This window comes from Kitasatospora sp. NPDC058218 (genome assembly GCF_042882445.1).
GTDB lineage: Bacteria > Actinomycetota > Actinomycetes > Streptomycetales > Streptomycetaceae > Kitasatospora.
Map to the genome: position 1 here is coordinate 33,813 of NZ_JBHVWC010000007.1, position 14,827 is coordinate 48,639.

The following is a 14,827-nucleotide window of genomic DNA, read 5'->3' on the forward strand; positions in this document are numbered from 1 at the left end:
CCTCACGACTCGTAGTGGACGAAGCGCTTCTGCGCCTTGAACTGGACCGCCGTGACGACGAGCGTCAGCAGCAGGAGGATCAGCGCGGCGGCGCTCGACAGGCCGAACTGGAACTCGCGGAAGCCCTGTTGGTAGACCTTGTAGACGATGGTCTGGGCGCCTTCGTTGTGGTCGGGATTGACCAGCACGTAGATCAGGTCGAAGGCCTGGAACGAGCTGATCACCGACACCACCAGGGTGAAGAAGACGGTCGGCGAGAGCATCGGCAGGATGACGGAGCGCAGCGTCTGCCACGGCCCGGCGCCGTCGATGCGCGCGGCCTCCAGCAGGCTCGGCGGGATCGTGGCCAGTCCGGCCAGGAAGATCACCACGTTCAGCCCGAGCGACGACCAGATCGTCACCACCGCGATGGCGGGGACCACCCAGTCCGGATCCGCGAGCCAGTTCGGCAGCGTGACGCCGAAGAGGTCCTGGACCGTGCCGTTCAGGATGCCGTCGGTGCCGCCGCCGAGGATCATCTGCCAGATCACCGACACCGCGACCGAGCTGGTCACCACCGGCAGGAAGTAGATCACCCGGTAGGCGGTCCGGCCCCGCACGCCGTGCAGGGCGAGCGCCAGCAGCAGGGCCAGCACGAGCCCGCCCGGCACGGTGATCAGGCCGATCTTGAGGGTGTTCCACACCGCGCGGCCGAAGGACGGGTCGGTCAGCTGGGCCTCGAAGTTGTCCAGCCCGACCCAGGTCGCGTCGCCGAGCCCGTCCCACCGCATGAAGGACAGGACGATCGCGAAGCCGAGCGGGCCGACCAGGAAGGCCAGCAGGCCGAGCAGCTGGGGGGCCAGGAAGACCACGGCCCACCAGCGCTCCCGCCGCCGCCAGAGCGGCTCGCGGCCGGTCCGGGCGGGGCGGGCCCACCGGCGCGCCGGGGCCTGGCTGACGGCGCTCAACCCTTCTGGCCCTTCAGGTCGTCGACCAGCTTCTGGAGCTGGGTCATGCCCTCGTCGAACCCGAGCTTGCCCTCCCAGATCTTCATGAGGTGGTCGTTGATGGCCTTGGTCAGCCCGGGGACGGCCACCTCGTCGGGGTAGTTGGCGAAGCCCTTGTCCCGCACGTCGAGGAAGGTCTGGGCGTGCGCCGGGTAGTGGTCGCCGGTCACCAGGCTCTCGGCGCCCTTGATCGACGGCACGGCGCTGCCGCCCTTGAGCCGAAGCTGCTGGCCCTCCTTGCTGACGAACTCGCTCAGGAACGTGAAGGCCTCATCCCGGTGCTTGGTGTCCTTGTTGATGGTCAGGTAGGAGGCCGCGACCGCGCCCGGGATCGGCTGCCCGGACTCCGACGGGAACGGCACGATGTCGTAGTTCTGGCGGTCGCCGCCCTTGTCGATGCTCTCGATGACCCAGCGGCCGCCGGCGTAGAAGCCGACCTTGTGCTTGACGAACTGGGTGGCCGCGCTGTTGCCCTCGGGCAGCAGGTCGGCGGAGGCGAAGGTCTTGTCCCGGTAGCCGTCGAAGAGCGTCCTGAGGGCCTGCCGGGCCTTCGGGTCGGACGGCGCGACGAACCTGCCGCCGTCCCAGACCTTGCCGCCGAAGCCGTTGACCAGGCTGTAGTTGGCGCCGTACCAGTTCCAGAAGACGGAGCCGTACTTGTCCGCGGCCTTGAGCTTGGCGTTCATCTCCAGGTAGGTGGCCATGGTCCACCGGCCGGCCTCGTTCAGCGCGGCCGGGTCCTCGGTGATCCCGGCGGCGGCCAGGGCCTTCTTGTCGTACCAGAGGACCTCGGGGTTGGTGTCGTTCGGGACGCCGAAGGTGACGCCGCCCTTCTTCGCGCCGCCGTAGATGCCTTCGAAGAAGTCCGCGGGCCTGCTCCTGCTGCTCGGCCCGGCGAGCTGCTCGTCGAGCGGGGAGAGCACGCCGTCGGCGACGAGCTTGCCGATGTAGTCGTCGCCGACGTAGAAGACGTCGGGCGCGGTCTTCGAGGTGAGCTGGGTGAGCAGCTTGGGGTGGTAGTCCTCGTAGGAGGCGACGGGTTCGAGCTTCAGCGCGATGTTCGGGTGCCTCTTGGTGAAGTCCTCGGTGAAGGCCTTGAAGACCTCCATGTCCTCGGCCGAGCCCCAGGTGGACCAGCGCAGGGTGACCTTGCCGTCCTTGGCGCCGCCGGCCACGCCGGCGCCGTTGGTGCCGCTGCACGCGGACGCGGACAGCGCGATCGCCACGGCGACCAGGATTGCTCTGCTCTTCACAGCGGACATCGGGTGCCTCCGGGAGAGTTCGTGAGGGTGGGGGTGGGGCGGGGCGGGGTCAGGCGAGGCCGCCGCCGTCGACGACGAGGGCCGTGCCGGTGACGTAGCTGCTCGCGTCGCCGGCCAGGAACAGCACCGCGGCGGCGATCTCCTCGGGCGAGCCCGCGCGGCCCATCGGCCGGTCGGCGGCGTCCTTCTCGAAGGCCGCCCAGTCCGCCTGGAGTTGGCGTGCCTCGTCGCGGAGCATCGGCGTCATGGTGTCGCCGGGGTTGACCGAGTTGACGCGGATGCCGGCGGCGGCGTGGTCGATGGCCAGCGCGCGGGTCATGTTGACGACCGCGGCCTTGGAGGCGCAGTAGGACAGCGCGTTGCCGCCGCCCTTCAGCCCCCAGCCGGAGCCGGTGTTGACGATGGAGCCGCCCTCCGTCATCGCGGGGATGGCGAAGCGGCACATCAGGTAGACCGACCTGACGTTGACGGCCATCACGTGGTCCCAGTCGTCGGCGGAGATCTCCAGGGCGGTCTGGCGACGGATGATTCCGGCGTTGTTGAACAGGACGTGCAGCCCGCCGAAGGTCTGCACGGCGGTGTTCACGATCCGCTCGCAGTCGGTCTCGGAGGAGACGTCGGCCCGCAGGGCCGTGGCGCGGCCGCCGTCGGCCTCGATCTCGCGGACGAGGTCGGTGGCGTCCGCCAGGTCGGCGACGACCACGGCCGCGCCCTCGGCGGCGAACCGCCGCGCGGTGGCCCGGCCGATGCCCGAGGCACCGCCGGTGACGATGGCGACCTTGTTCTGCAGGACGTTCATGGAAGATCCTCGCTCGCTGACTGGATGCGGTACATCACGGAGGCGCGGTGCCCGGTGACGACCCGGGCGTGTCCGTTGAACGCGGCGTCGGCCTCGGCGTCCCCGCTGTCCACCAGCAGGGGCCGGCCGCCGAGCGCGGCGAGTTTCTGGGGGGTGGCGAGCACGACGATCCCGGCGAGCCGGTTCAGTACGCGCGGGCTGAACTGCTGGTTGCCCCGGCCGATCACGAAGCCCTGCCCGCCGATGACGGACAGCACGCCGTACGTGACCTGTGACATGGCAAGGGTGAGCAGCGTGTGCTCGGTGACGTCGGAGGCGAGCAGGGTGCCGTCCCGGACGACGTCCACCCCCAGCGGCGTCAGCTCCAGGCCGAGCGCACGCCCCACCGCGAGCGTGGTCGCCCCGGGCCCCAGCGCGTAGGCCGCGCCGGGCCGCATGGACGCCACCACCGCACGCGCGATCGACTCCGCCGATCCCGGCAGCTCCGCCGACGAACCGGTCTTGCGCCCGCTGAGCCGCGCCCGGGCCGCTGGCACCCGGAGGGTCCCGTACAGCCGGACCCCGACCCGGCCGCCCGCGCGGTGGGCCTCCTCGTCCAGGTCGACGACCTCCGCGTCGAGCGTCGCCCCGTCGAACCCGGCGGCGGTCGTCGCCGAGGCCAGGGGGCTGACCGCGAAGCACCCGGAGTAGACCTTCACCCCGGCCGGGATCCCGAGCACCGGGCCGGTCGGACCGGCGTCCAGGACGTCGCGGGCCGTGCCGTCCCCGCCGGCGAACAGCAACAGGTCCACCCCGGCGAGCGCCCGCACGGCCGCCCGGGTGTCCGCCGCGTCGGAGCCGCCGGCCCCGGGCCGGGGACGGTAGACGACCTCGTGGGGAACGCCGGCCGCGACGGCGCTGTCCCCGCCCATCGGGCCCGCGGCGGTGCGCAGCCGGATGCCGGGGCGCCGGCCGTGGAGCGCCGTGAGGGCGGTGGCCGCGCGGGCGGCGGCCCGTGGCACCGAGCCCAGGGCGAGCGCCCTGGCCTGGATGTCCGGGCCGTCGCTGCCCTTGAGGGCGGCGGGGCCGCCGAGGCCCGCCACGGGGTTCACGATCAGGCCGACGATCACCGACGGTGCTTCCGGCAGTAGGCGCGCCAGGTGGGGGACCACTGGGCCGGGTCGTCCAGGGAGGTGGTGTCGATCCTGTGGACGCTCTGGTGGTAGGGGGCGTTCTTGACGAACGCCGGGTCCTCCCGGGCCTCGGAGGCGACCTGGGCGAGGATCGCGGCGTACTCGTCCAGGTCCTCGCGGGAGTAGGACTCGGTCGGCTCCAGGGTGAAGGGTTCCGGGACCACGTAGGGGTGGTGGCTGGTCCAGTAGTGCACCCCGAAGTCGGCTGCGCGCACGCCGATCTCCTCAGAGTGCACGCCGGTCTCCTCGGTGAGCTCCTGCCAGGAGTACCGGACCTGCTCCACGCGCCGCCGGTCCGCCCAGGGCACGGAGGCGCCCGGGATCCGCAGGACCTTGTGCATCAGGTAGTTGTTGTTGAGCACGGCCGTCTCCGCGACCTCCCGCAGGCCCTCCGCGCCGAGCGCCATCACCCAGGCGTAGGCACGCACGACGTTGGGCGTGACCCCGAGGAACGGCCGGATCTTCCCGACCGAACGGGCCGGCGGGGCAAGGGTGTACGACTCGCCGTCGCGGTCGACGACCGGGCCGGGCAGGAAGGGGACGAGCGCCTCGGAGACGCCGCACGCGCCCGCCGCCGGCCCGCCGCAGGCGTGCGGCGTCGAGAAGGTCTTGTGCAGGTTGAAGTGGCACTGGTCGAAGCCGGCGTCCCGGGCCCGGGTGATGCCGAGGATGCCGTTGGCGTTGGCCTGGTCGTAGCAGGCCAACCCGCCGGCCTGGTGGACGAGTTCGACGAACTCGCGGATCCTCGGGTTGAAGATCCCGGTGTCCTCCGGGTTGGTGATCATCAGTGCGGCGGTGCGCGGTCCGACGGCGGCCCGCAGCGCCTCGATGTCGGGGCAGCCCTCGGCGTCCGGCATCAGCGTGATGACCTCGTACCCGGCGACCTTCGCGCAGGCCGCGTTCGAGGGGTGCGAGAACATCGTGGTGATGACCTGGTCGCGCTGTTCGCCCTCGCCCCGGGAGGCGTGGTAGGCGCGGATCATGGCGATGTTGGCGTAGATCGCCGCCGAGCCCGCGCCGGGCTGCAGGGAGACCCGGGCCATGCCGGAGATCTCCCGGAGGATCTGTTCCAGGCGCCAGTAGATCTCCAGCACGCCCTGCACGGAGTCCTCGGGCTGCAGCGGGTGCAGCTCGGCGATCCTCGGGTCCCGCACGAAGGTGTCGTTGACCTTCGGGCTGTACTTCATCGTGCAGGTGCCCTGACCGACGTCGATGTTCAGATCGGCGCCGAGGGTCTCCTGCGAGAGCCGCAGGTAGTGCCGGACCACCTGGTTCTGCGACAGCTCGGGCAGCGCGGGCGGGGTGGCGCGGCCGACGCCCTCGGGCAGCTCGACCAGCGGTGCGTCCGGGGCCGGGACGCCCACGCCGCGCCGGCCGGGCCGGGAGAGCTCGAAGAGGATCTCCTCGTCCCAGCGTGCCTGGTGGTAGCGGCGCAGGGCCGGTTTGGCGGCGACCGGCAGCTGCGCGAACGATTCTTCCTGCGAACTCACTTGGTGCCTCCGGTGGCCGAGAGGGCGTCCTTGACGGCCGCCGCGAGGGTGTCGATGTCGGCGATCGAGTGCCGTTCGGTGACGCAGACCAGGACCACCCGGGGCCCGAGGCGCACGCCGCCGAAGATGTTCCCGGTCCGCAGCGCCGCGAGCAGGGCGTCGGCGTCCGGCACCTCGACGGCGAACTCACGGAAGTGGAGGGCGTCCTGCTCGCGGACCAGGGCGCCGGCCGAGGCGAGGGCCCGCATGGCGTACCTGGTGCGGGCGAGGATCGTCTCGCCGATCTCGCGCATGCCCTGCGGGCCCATCAGCGCGAGGTAGACGCCGGCGGTGATGCCCCACAGGGCGGCCGCGGTGCCGACCCACTCCTTGCCCTCCTCGCGCAGCGCGAAGGACGTCCGGTCGTAGAAGACGTCGCCGAAGCCGTACTCGCCCGCGACGGCGGTCGGGGCGATGCCGAACAGCCGGGACGGGAACTCGGCGACCAGCCGCTCGTCGTCATGGCTCGCGATGAAGCCGGCCTGGCCGCCGCCGTACTGCTGGTGCATGCCGAGCGACTGGATGTCCCCGCAGACGAGGTCGGCGCCGTAGGACGCGGGCGGCGCGAGCACACCGAGCGAGATCGGGTCCGTCGACACGACCAGCAGCGCGCCGACGCCGTGCGCCAGGTCGGCCAGTTCGCGTCCGCGCGTCTCGATGACGCCGTGCACGTCGGGCGTCTCCAGGTAGAGCGCGGCGAAGGTGTCGTCCAGCGGGAGCTCCGGTGCGCCGGCCGGGGCGAGCACGACCTCGATGTCCGGGGTGAGGTAGTCGCGGATCTTGCTCAGCTTGTCGGCGGCGATCGCGCTGCCGAGGAGCACCCGGCTGCGGCCGGTGCGGCGCGCGGCCATCCGCAGGGCCGTTCCGGCGGCCTGGAAGCCGTCGTAGGTGGGCACGTTGACGACGTCCATCTCCAGGAGCTCGGCCATCATCGAGACGTACTCGAAGAGCGCCTGGAAGCGGCCGTGGTCCTCGTAGGGCTCGCCCGCGTAGGCGGTCAGGAACTCGCCGCGGCCGTTGACCTCGTCGCACACCGCCGGGACGTGGTGCGGGTAGCAGCCGTGGCCGAGGAAGCTCAGCGCCTCGGTGGTGTCGGTGTTGCGGGCCAGCAGGCCGCGCAGGTGCCGGACGAGGCCCTGTTCGTCGGTGAAGGGGGCGGGCAGGTCGAGCGGACGGGCCGGCCGGAGGTCGGCGGGGATGTCCGCGTAGAACTCGGCGACGCTCGACGCACCGATCTCGGCGAGCATCGCCGCCCGGGCGTCGGGCCCCGCGTTGGGGATGTAGGGATGGGTCACGGGTACTCCTCAGTGCTTCAGGACCACGGCGTCGCGCGGTGCGATGACCACCGAGCCGTGCAGGCGGCGACCGGTCAGCAGGTCGGTCCCGGAGGCGGGCAGGGGAACGGTGGCCGCGGCGGCCCCGTGGTTGAGCAGGAAGAGGTGGTCGCCGCGCCGGCAGGCCTCGACGCCGGGCGGCAGCTTCGCCCCGGTGACGCCGGTGACGCCGGCCGCGTCGAGCACCTCGTCGAGCACCGGCGTCAGGTCGTCGAGCAGGCAGCCGAGGTAGGTGACGGTGCCGCGGCGGGTGACGGCCGGCCGGCCGTCCAGCGGGCCGCCGCGGTAGCGCGCCAGGACGTGCGCGTCGTCGAGCTCCAGCCACTCGCTCCAGGTCCGGGCGGTCAGCCGGGTGCTGTTCCGGGCCGGGTCGTCTTGGGCCAGCACGTCCTGGGTCCGGCCGTCGGGGATCGGCCAGAACTCCTCGACGCGCAGCCCGAGCAGTTCCCGCAGCGGCCCGGGCGCCCCACCCTCGTGGACCTGGTCGGCGGCGTCCACCACCCCGCTGAACGGGCCGACGACCAGCCGGCCCGGGAAGGCGGCCAGGTTGGCGGCCTGTTCGGCGGTGCACAGGTAGAGGTTCGGTGCGATGACCACCTTGTAGCCGGAGAGGTCGCGGTCGGGCGGCGCCAGGTCGACGGCGATGCCGCGGCCGTGCAGCGGGGCGTACCAGGAGAGCAGGAGGCCGTGCAGCCGGAGCCGGTCGGACGGCAGCGACTCCGGCGCTTCGAGCCCCCACCAGCTCTCCCAGTCCAGCAGCAGGGCGACCTCGGCCCGCGTCGTGCTCCCCGCGACCTCGGCCAGCCGTCGCACGTCCGCGCCGAGGGCGAGCGTCTCGCGCCACTGCCGGGTGTCCGTCCCGCCGTGCGGCAGCATCGCCGAGTGGAACTTCTCCGGGCCGTAGCGGGCCTGGCGCCACTGGAAGAACATGACGCCGTCCGAGCCGTGGGCCACGGCCTGCAGGCTGTGCAGGCGCATGACGCCCGGTTCCTTCGGGACGTTCACCGCGCGCCAGCTCACCGCGCTCGGCGCCGACTCCAGGAGCAGCCAGGGCTGCTGCTTCAGGGAGCGCATCAGGTCGTAGCTGAGCGCGGCCTTCACCGGGGCCTGCGGGTCGGCGGGGTCGGGGTAGGCGTCGTCGCTGACGAAGTCCTCGGCGGCGGCCCACTTCCAGTAGTCGAGGTGGTGCAGGAGGCTCATGAAGTTGGTGGTCACCGGGATGTCCGGGGTGACCTCCTTGAGCACCTCGCGCTCGGCCTCGAAGCAGGCGAGCAGCGCGTCGCTGGAGAACCGGCGCCAGTCCAGGACCTGGGCGGGGTTGACCGGGCCGGGGGCCTTGCGGGGCGGGGCGAGCTGCGTCCACTCGGTGTAGTGCTGGCCCCAGCAGGACGTCCCCCAGGCGGAGTTGAGCCCTTCGAGGGTGCCGTACCGGGCCTGGAGCCAGCGGCGGAAGTCCCGGGCCGACTCCTCGCAGAAGCACTCGACCGTGTGGTCGCCGTACTCGTTGCCGATGTGCCACATGACCAGCGCGGGGTGGTCCCGGTAGTGCTCGGCCATGGCGCGCGCCAGCCGGACGGTGGCCTCGCGGAACACGGGGGAGGAGGGGCAGTACCCCTGGCGCGACCCGAACTCCAGCCGGGTGCCGGCGGCGTCGACGGGCTGCAGCTCGGGGTGGCGCCGGACGAGCCAGGGCGGTGGCGTCGCCGTCGCCGTCGCGAGGTCGACGGCGATCCCGTGCGCGTGCAGCAGGTCGAGGATCCGGTCGAGCCAGCCGAAGTCGAAGACGCCGGGCGCGGTCTCCAGTCGGGACCAGGAGAAGACCGCGACGGTCACCGCGTTCACGCCCGCCTCGGCCATCAGCCGGACGTCCTGGTTCCACACCTCCTCGGACCACTGCTCGGGGTTGTAGTCGCCGCCGAACAGCAGCCCCGGTACCCGCGTCAGGCCCATGTCCGCCCCCTCTCCAACCAGTTGGCATTTTGTATTCAGAATGCATAGTGCAGTACTCTGTCCGTGGTCAAGGGTTGTGTCGGAGATTCAGAGCTGGGGGAGTGCGATGGCGATCGAGCGCCGTCCGTTGCGCGAGCAGATCCGCGACGAGCTGATGGAGCGGCTCACCCGCGGTGAGTTCGCCGCGGGCACCGACGTCAACGAGGCGGTTCTGGCGGCTGAGCTGGGCGTCAGCCGCACCCCGCTGCGCGAGGCACTGATCACGCTCACGGGCGAAGGCGTCCTGGAGAGCAACCAGGGCCGCGGCTTCCGCTTCGCGCCCGTCAGCCGCAAGGAGTTCCGCGAGCTGGTCGCGATCGTCGCGGCGCTGGAGTCCCTGGCACTGGAGTCCTCCGACCCGGTGCACCTGCGGAAGACCGCCCCGGAACTGCTGCGACTGGCCCAGGGGTTCCCCGACGCGGTGGCCGAGCACGCGACGGTCGACCGGCGCGACGACGAGTGGCACGGCCTGCTGCTCAGCGGCTGCCCGAACGAGCGCCTGCTCGACCTGCTGGCCGGCGTCAAGGCCGGGATGCGGCGCTACGAGAACCTGGTCGTCGCCGAGGACGAACCGGTGGCCCGCGAGTCCGAGGAACACTGCGAGATCGCCCGCCGGCTGCTGGAGGACGACCTCACCGGGGCCATCGAGGCGCTCAGGGCCAACTGGGTGGGCGGCATGGAGCGGATGCTCGCCCACATCCCGGCGGACTGACCCGCCGGGCGTCGTCCGGGCGTAGCCCCGGCGTGGCGGGGACGCGTCGATCGTCCCCTGATTTCGATCATGAGTGCCGGAGCATCGCGCAGTTCACCCGAACGGGCGATCGCTGCGGGAGGTCGGCGATTGGGGTCGGGGTAGGGAGGGGGCGTGGAACCTCTTGCCGACCCGTACGACGATCTTGGCGAGCTGCACCTCCCCCCATCCGGCTCGCCGGAATCCGGATGGCCCGGATGCCCCCGCTGGTCAGGCAGGGCCACCCGCCGGTGTCCGGCCCGGGGCGACGCCGACAGTCACCGGTCGCGGTGTGTCTTCGAGGCCTCACCGACAGCGGCGCGCACCCAATCGTGAGTGCTACCGGGGTCGAGGGTGGCGAGAAACTCCGCGAGCGATCCGTCCCAGCTGTCCTTCGCACGTTCGGCGGCCGCTGCGGCCACCAGGCGCTGCGTGTCCGCGTCCTTGCAGCGCACCAGCGCGATGGCGGCGCGGGGGCCGGCTTCCACGAGGATCCTGTGGACCTGCTGCGCGTCGGAACTGACGTGTCCTTTGTGCACTTCGGCCGCGTGGGCCCCGACCTTCGCGCCCTTCAGCGTGGAACCCAGGCCCATGAACCCGACCATCCACGACAGGGAGAGGCGGAACAGGGCGTCCGCGAGACCGCTGGCCGTCAGCACGCGAGACTGATTCAGCCTCAGCGAGCCGTCGGCGTTCCCGCTGATGACCACGGCGGTCGTGCCCACCCTGCCGGCCACTTTGCGGAAGCCTCGCCCGAGCGACGCCAGCATGCGTTCGGCGTGCTGGTGGGTGTCGAAGCTGGCGATGACCACCCAGTCCGGCCCGGATTGCGCGACCGAGGAGGTCTGCGACGTCATGAGGTGCCCTTCGCAGCCGGGTGACCGAGATCAAGACCTGACTGAGGGCACAGCTGGGCCTGATCGATGGGCGTGCGGCTCCATTTTAGCTGTTCGGAAGCCAACTACTCTGTCGATCTTGACGAGCACGGGTTCGAGTGTGGCGGCTCGGTCGGATCTGGACCAAGACCGCCGACGAGATCCTTGGCTCCCGCGCCGCTCTCTTCCATCGACAGGCCTCCGACCGGTCGGGGCTCCCACCCGTCCAGGTGGCGACAGGGCCGACAGGTGCCCTCGTCAGCTGCGTTGCTCCCTGCGGGCCGCGCCGATGCCGGCGGCAACCACCAGTGCGGTGCCGCCGGCCTGGACGGCGGTCGGTGTCTGGGAGATGAGGATGAGCCCGGCAAGCAGGCTGATGGCCGGTTCGAGGCCGACCAGGGTGCCGTAGGTGGTCTTGCCGATCCGCTGAAGGGCCGTCATCTCCAGCAGGAAGGGCAGCAGCGGCATCAGGACCGCGATGCCCGCCGCTGCGGCGACCACGCCCCAGTCGAGGTTGGCGGCGGCTGCAGGTGCGCCGAACGGCGCGCTGACCGCAGCGGCGACGGTGAGCGAGACGGCCAGGCCGTGCTGGGCGGTGAAGCGGCTGCCAACGTGTGCGGTACCTATCACGTACAGCGCCCAGCAGACTGCCGAGGCCAGTCCGAACAGGACCCCGGCGCCGCTGATCGCGCCGGTCCACGGCGAGGTGAGCAGTAGGACGCCGACCGCGGCGAGCGCGAGCCAGCCGAGTTCGGAGCGGCGCTTGGATGCGGCGACGGCGACGGCGAGCGGGCCGAGGAACTCGAGCGCGGTGGCGGTACCGAGCGGCACTCGTGCGGTCGCCTCGGAGAACAGCAGCATCAGTGCGGCGCTGACGGCGCCGAGCAGCGCGGTGGCGATGAGGTCGCGCCGGGACGCGGCCCGCAGCGCGGGCCCGAGCGAGCGGCCGGTGCAGGCGAGCAGGATGACGGCGGCGAACGCGATCCGCAGCCAGGTGGTGCCGGCCGGGCCGATGGAGTCGAAGAGTTCGGTGGCGAGCGCGCTGCCGGTGTGCAGTACGGCCATCGCGGCGAGCACGAGTACGGCGCCGGGCACCCGCCGCCGGGTGCCCGGCGGGAAACACTTGACAGCCGTCTGCCGCGCGTCGTCGGCAGCGGTGGAGGTTGTTGCGGTCACGCAGTCATTTGATCGCCAGCTGGCTGTTTCCGTCCACGGTCTATTGGTGGAGCGATCATCTACCATCAGTGGACAATGCCGGTATGGAACCCTTCGGTCGGCTGCCCGACCTCACCCGGCTGCGCCTGCTGGTCGAGCTGGACCGGCTTGGCACGATGGCGGCCGTGGCCGACCATACGGGGTATGGCACGTCGGCGATCTCCAAGCACCTGGCGGTGCTGGAGCAGGAGGTCGGCGTGCCGCTGCTGCGGCCGGTCGGCCGCCGGGTGCGGCTGACGCCCGCGGGTTCGCGGCTGGTGGAGCGCGCGGTGGGGATCCTGGCGGCGATGGAGGAAGCGACGGCCGAGCTGCGCGGCGGCGCGGAGCCGGCTGGCCGGGTGCGACTGGCCAGCTTCTACACGGCGGTGGAGCCGGTGGTCCTGCCGGCGGTGGTCCGGATGCGGCGGCTCCATCCGCAGGTGGAAGTGGAGGTGTCCGAGCACGAGCCGGAGCGCACGGTGGAGCTGCTGCGGTCCGGCGAGGTCGACCTCGGGGTGGTGTACGACTACAGCCTGGTGCCGCACTCGTGGCCGTCGGAGCTGAGCGCCCGGAGGTTCGAGGCGCAGCCGCTGTACTTGGCTGTACCGGGCAGCCACCCGGACTCGCAGCGGCCGATCGCGCTGTCGGACCTCGCCGCCTTCGCCGAGGGCGGCTGGATCACCAACTCCCGTGGCACGGACGACGACGAGCTGGTGCACCGGGTGTGCGCGATGGCCGGTTTCGTCCCCCGGATTCCGCACCGGATGGACAGCCTGCACCTCGTGAACAGCCTGGTCGGCGCGGGGCTGGGGGTGGCGGTGCTGGCCGAGTCCGGCATCGAGCGCGACCGTACGGATGTGGCCTTCCGCCGTCTCGACCCGCTGGCCGGCACCCGCCGCAGCTTCCTGGTCGCCCGCGCCGGCCAGTGGACCTGGCCCCCGATCGCCGCCGTCGCCGCCCTGATCTGTACCCGCTGACTGCAGTCCGCCCGGCGCAGCGGATGGCAGCGGCATCCAGGGTACGAGGGCCCGTGTCCGGCCAGGGCCGCCCTCCTGGTGCCTCCGGTTCAGTCGCGAATACCTTCGGAAGGCGCTAACTCGGTTGAAGACCCGCCGCAGCGACGCATGTGGATGGATGTTCTTCGAGCCTCTCACCTGCGGGCGGACCGGCCCGGCCTCAAGACCGTCGACGTGATCGGGATCGAGGTCGCCGTCACCCGGATCCGCGCCCGTGGGGAGAAGGTCTGATGGCCAAGCAGAGCAAGATCGCCAAGAACGAGCGGCGCCGCGCGATCGTCACCCGCTTCGCCGAGCGCCGCGCCGAACTCAAGAGGATCATCGCCCACCCTGGTACCGCCCCCGAGGACCGCGTCGGCGCGCGGGCCGAACTCGCCCGCCGGCCCCGCGACGCCAGTGCCACCCGGGTGCGCAACCGTGACAGCGTCGACGGCCGCCCGCGCGGCTACCAGCGGGCCTTCGGCCTCTCACGGATCAACCTCCGGGCGATGGCCCACGCCGGACAGCTGCCCGGCGTGCGCAAGTCGAGCTGGTGAGCGCGGTGCCCGACCAGGTGAAGCTCCCGGTCGTCGTGGTGGCCGGTCTGCACCGCGCCGAACGACGACGGGCCGTCCAGGAGCTGCTGGACAGTTGCGTGGACGCCGTGGTCCTGCGCCACGACCTGCGGGACGCCGGCCGGAGGACCGTCCACCGCGAGCTGCGCGACGCCGGTGGCGCGTACGACACGGCCGAGCTCCCGTTGGTCAACGACCGCGCCTGCTGCACGGTGCGCGAGGACCTGTTGCCCGAGTTGGTCGGGATCGCCGAGGCCGGGCAGCACGGCCTGGCGGTCGTCGAGCTGTGGGGCGGCAGCGACCCGCATCCGGTGGTCGAGGTGATCGCCGGCGGCGAGGTGGACGGCCGCCCGGTGGAGGAGGCCGTCGAACTCGCCGTCGTGGTCGTCGCGGTCGACCCGGACCGGCTGATCGGCGAACTGTCCGTCTCCGACGGCCTCGCCGAACACGGCGAGCACACCTCACCGGACGACACCCGTACCCGCGCCGAGGCGCTGGCCCACCAGATCGAGTACGCGACGACGATCGCCGTGGCGCGCGGCGGCGCGGCGGGGCTGGCGATGCTGCGCCAACTCCACCCGACCGGCCGGCGGGTGCTGCTCGGCACCGGCACGCTGGTACGGAACCGCGCTCGGCGGCTTCGACGTGGCCGCGGCCCGGGACCGGGTCAACCCGGCGATGGCCCTGCTGCCGCAGGAGCACGACGAGGCGGGCGTGGCCACCATGGTCTGGGAGCGCCGCCGGCCGCTGCACCCGGGTCGGCTGTACGCGGCGCTGGAGCTGCTCGTCCCGGCCGCCCAGCGCAGCCGGGGCCGGTTCTGGCTGGCCAACCGGCCCGAGCTGATGCTGGCCTGGGACGCCGCCGGGGCCAACCTCGCCGTCGAGGAGTGCGGGCCGTGGCTGGCGTCGCTGTCGGATGCGGCCTGGGAGCTGTACCCGCCCGCCCGTCGGGCTGCCGCAGCCCTGGACTGACACCCGGCGCACGGCGATCGAGTGCAGCAACTCACCTTCACCGCCGAAGGGTTGGACGTTGACGGGATCGTCGATCTGCTCGACTCCTGCCTGCTCACCGACGCCGAGTTGATGGCGGGGGAGCAGCGGTGGAAGTCCTTCCCCGACGCGTTCCAGGACCTCCTGGAACCCGTGTCCTGACCGAACCGAACGGAGCCGTTGTGCCGTGAGTGCCACCGAGGGAAGACCGCACGGGAGTTCACCGTCGGCTGAGCAGCGCCGCGAGAACGCCGCCACCCACCGTCGGACCGACCGCCAACACCCATCGCGGTATGCGCTGAATCGTCAGGTGTAGCCCGCCGACCCGAAGTTCGACGGCGGGTCTGGGGGTCCGTGTGGGCATGGCTACTCCAGTCCAGATGACTACGAGGGGTGT

Annotated in this window: 12 protein-coding genes and 1 pseudogene; 4 read left to right on the forward strand and 9 right to left on the reverse strand. The window is 72.0% G+C overall.

Translation table 11 applies throughout. From position 1 onward, the window contains the following. Nucleotides 1–2: 2 nt before the first annotated feature. From ACFVYI_RS05940 to ACFVYI_RS05970, 7 genes are read right to left on the reverse strand one after another with little or no spacing between them, the layout of a single operon-like run. Entirely contained in the window at nt 3–947 is a 945-nt protein-coding gene (locus ACFVYI_RS05940; RefSeq protein ID WP_387881912.1) for a carbohydrate ABC transporter permease, read from the reverse strand. Continuing rightward, nucleotides 944–2,248, reverse strand: a complete 1,305-nt coding sequence (locus tag ACFVYI_RS05945) for an ABC transporter substrate-binding protein (protein WP_387881913.1) — start codon at nt 2,246–2,248, stop codon at nt 944–946. Before ACFVYI_RS05945 ends, ACFVYI_RS05940 begins: the two co-directional genes overlap by 4 nt. 49 nt (nt 2,249–2,297) lie before the next feature. Beyond that, nucleotides 2,298–3,047, reverse strand: a complete 750-nt coding sequence (locus ACFVYI_RS05950; protein WP_387881914.1) for an SDR family NAD(P)-dependent oxidoreductase — start codon at nt 3,045–3,047, stop codon at nt 2,298–2,300. Then, on the reverse strand, nt 3,044–4,156 hold the full coding sequence (locus tag ACFVYI_RS05955; RefSeq protein WP_387881915.1) for an ATP-NAD kinase family protein: 1,113 nt from the start codon (nt 4,154–4,156) through the stop codon (nt 3,044–3,046). Before ACFVYI_RS05955 ends, ACFVYI_RS05950 begins: the two co-directional genes overlap by 4 nt. Beyond that, nucleotides 4,153–5,709, reverse strand: coding sequence for an aminomethyl-transferring glycine dehydrogenase subunit GcvPB (gene gcvPB / locus ACFVYI_RS05960; RefSeq protein WP_387881916.1), 1,557 nt, complete (start codon nt 5,707–5,709; stop codon nt 4,153–4,155). Before gcvPB ends, ACFVYI_RS05955 begins: the two co-directional genes overlap by 4 nt. Further along, nucleotides 5,706–7,043, reverse strand: coding sequence for an aminomethyl-transferring glycine dehydrogenase subunit GcvPA (gene gcvPA / locus ACFVYI_RS05965; protein WP_387881917.1), 1,338 nt, complete (start codon nt 7,041–7,043; stop codon nt 5,706–5,708). Before gcvPA ends, gcvPB begins: the two co-directional genes overlap by 4 nt. Before the next feature lie 9 nt (nt 7,044–7,052). Then, nucleotides 7,053–9,032, reverse strand: coding sequence for a beta-galactosidase (locus ACFVYI_RS05970; protein WP_387881918.1), 1,980 nt, complete (start codon nt 9,030–9,032; stop codon nt 7,053–7,055). 106 nt (nt 9,033–9,138) lie between these two features. On the opposite strand from ACFVYI_RS05970, the gene ACFVYI_RS05975 reads away from it, so the two are divergent. Beyond that, nucleotides 9,139–9,783: a GntR family transcriptional regulator gene (locus tag ACFVYI_RS05975; RefSeq protein WP_387881919.1), complete on the forward strand. Its 645-nt coding sequence runs from the start codon at nt 9,139–9,141 to the stop codon at nt 9,781–9,783. A gap of 296 nt (nt 9,784–10,079) precedes the next feature. Here the strand turns inward: ACFVYI_RS05975 and ACFVYI_RS05980 are convergent, their stop codons facing one another. Next, on the reverse strand, nt 10,080–10,658 hold the full coding sequence (locus tag ACFVYI_RS05980; protein ID WP_387881920.1) for a hypothetical protein: 579 nt from the start codon (nt 10,656–10,658) through the stop codon (nt 10,080–10,082). Between the two features lie 276 nt (nt 10,659–10,934). After that, entirely contained in the window at nt 10,935–11,852 is a 918-nt protein-coding gene (locus ACFVYI_RS05985; protein WP_387881921.1) for a DMT family transporter, read from the reverse strand. Nucleotides 11,853–11,935: 83 nt separating this feature from the next. On the opposite strand from ACFVYI_RS05985, the gene ACFVYI_RS05990 reads away from it, so the two are divergent. From ACFVYI_RS05990 to ACFVYI_RS06000, 3 genes and pseudogenes are all read left to right on the forward strand, one after another. Next, nucleotides 11,936–12,847, forward strand: a complete 912-nt coding sequence (locus ACFVYI_RS05990; protein WP_387881922.1) for a LysR family transcriptional regulator — start codon at nt 11,936–11,938, stop codon at nt 12,845–12,847. 269 nt (nt 12,848–13,116) lie between these two features. Next, nucleotides 13,117–13,422, forward strand: coding sequence for a 30S ribosomal protein S14 (rpsN, locus tag ACFVYI_RS05995; protein WP_387881923.1), 306 nt, complete (start codon nt 13,117–13,119; stop codon nt 13,420–13,422). 17 nt (nt 13,423–13,439) lie between these two features. Next, nucleotides 13,440–14,592, forward strand: a pseudogene (locus tag ACFVYI_RS06000) (CobW family GTP-binding protein). Nucleotides 14,593–14,827: the final 235 nt, after the last annotated feature.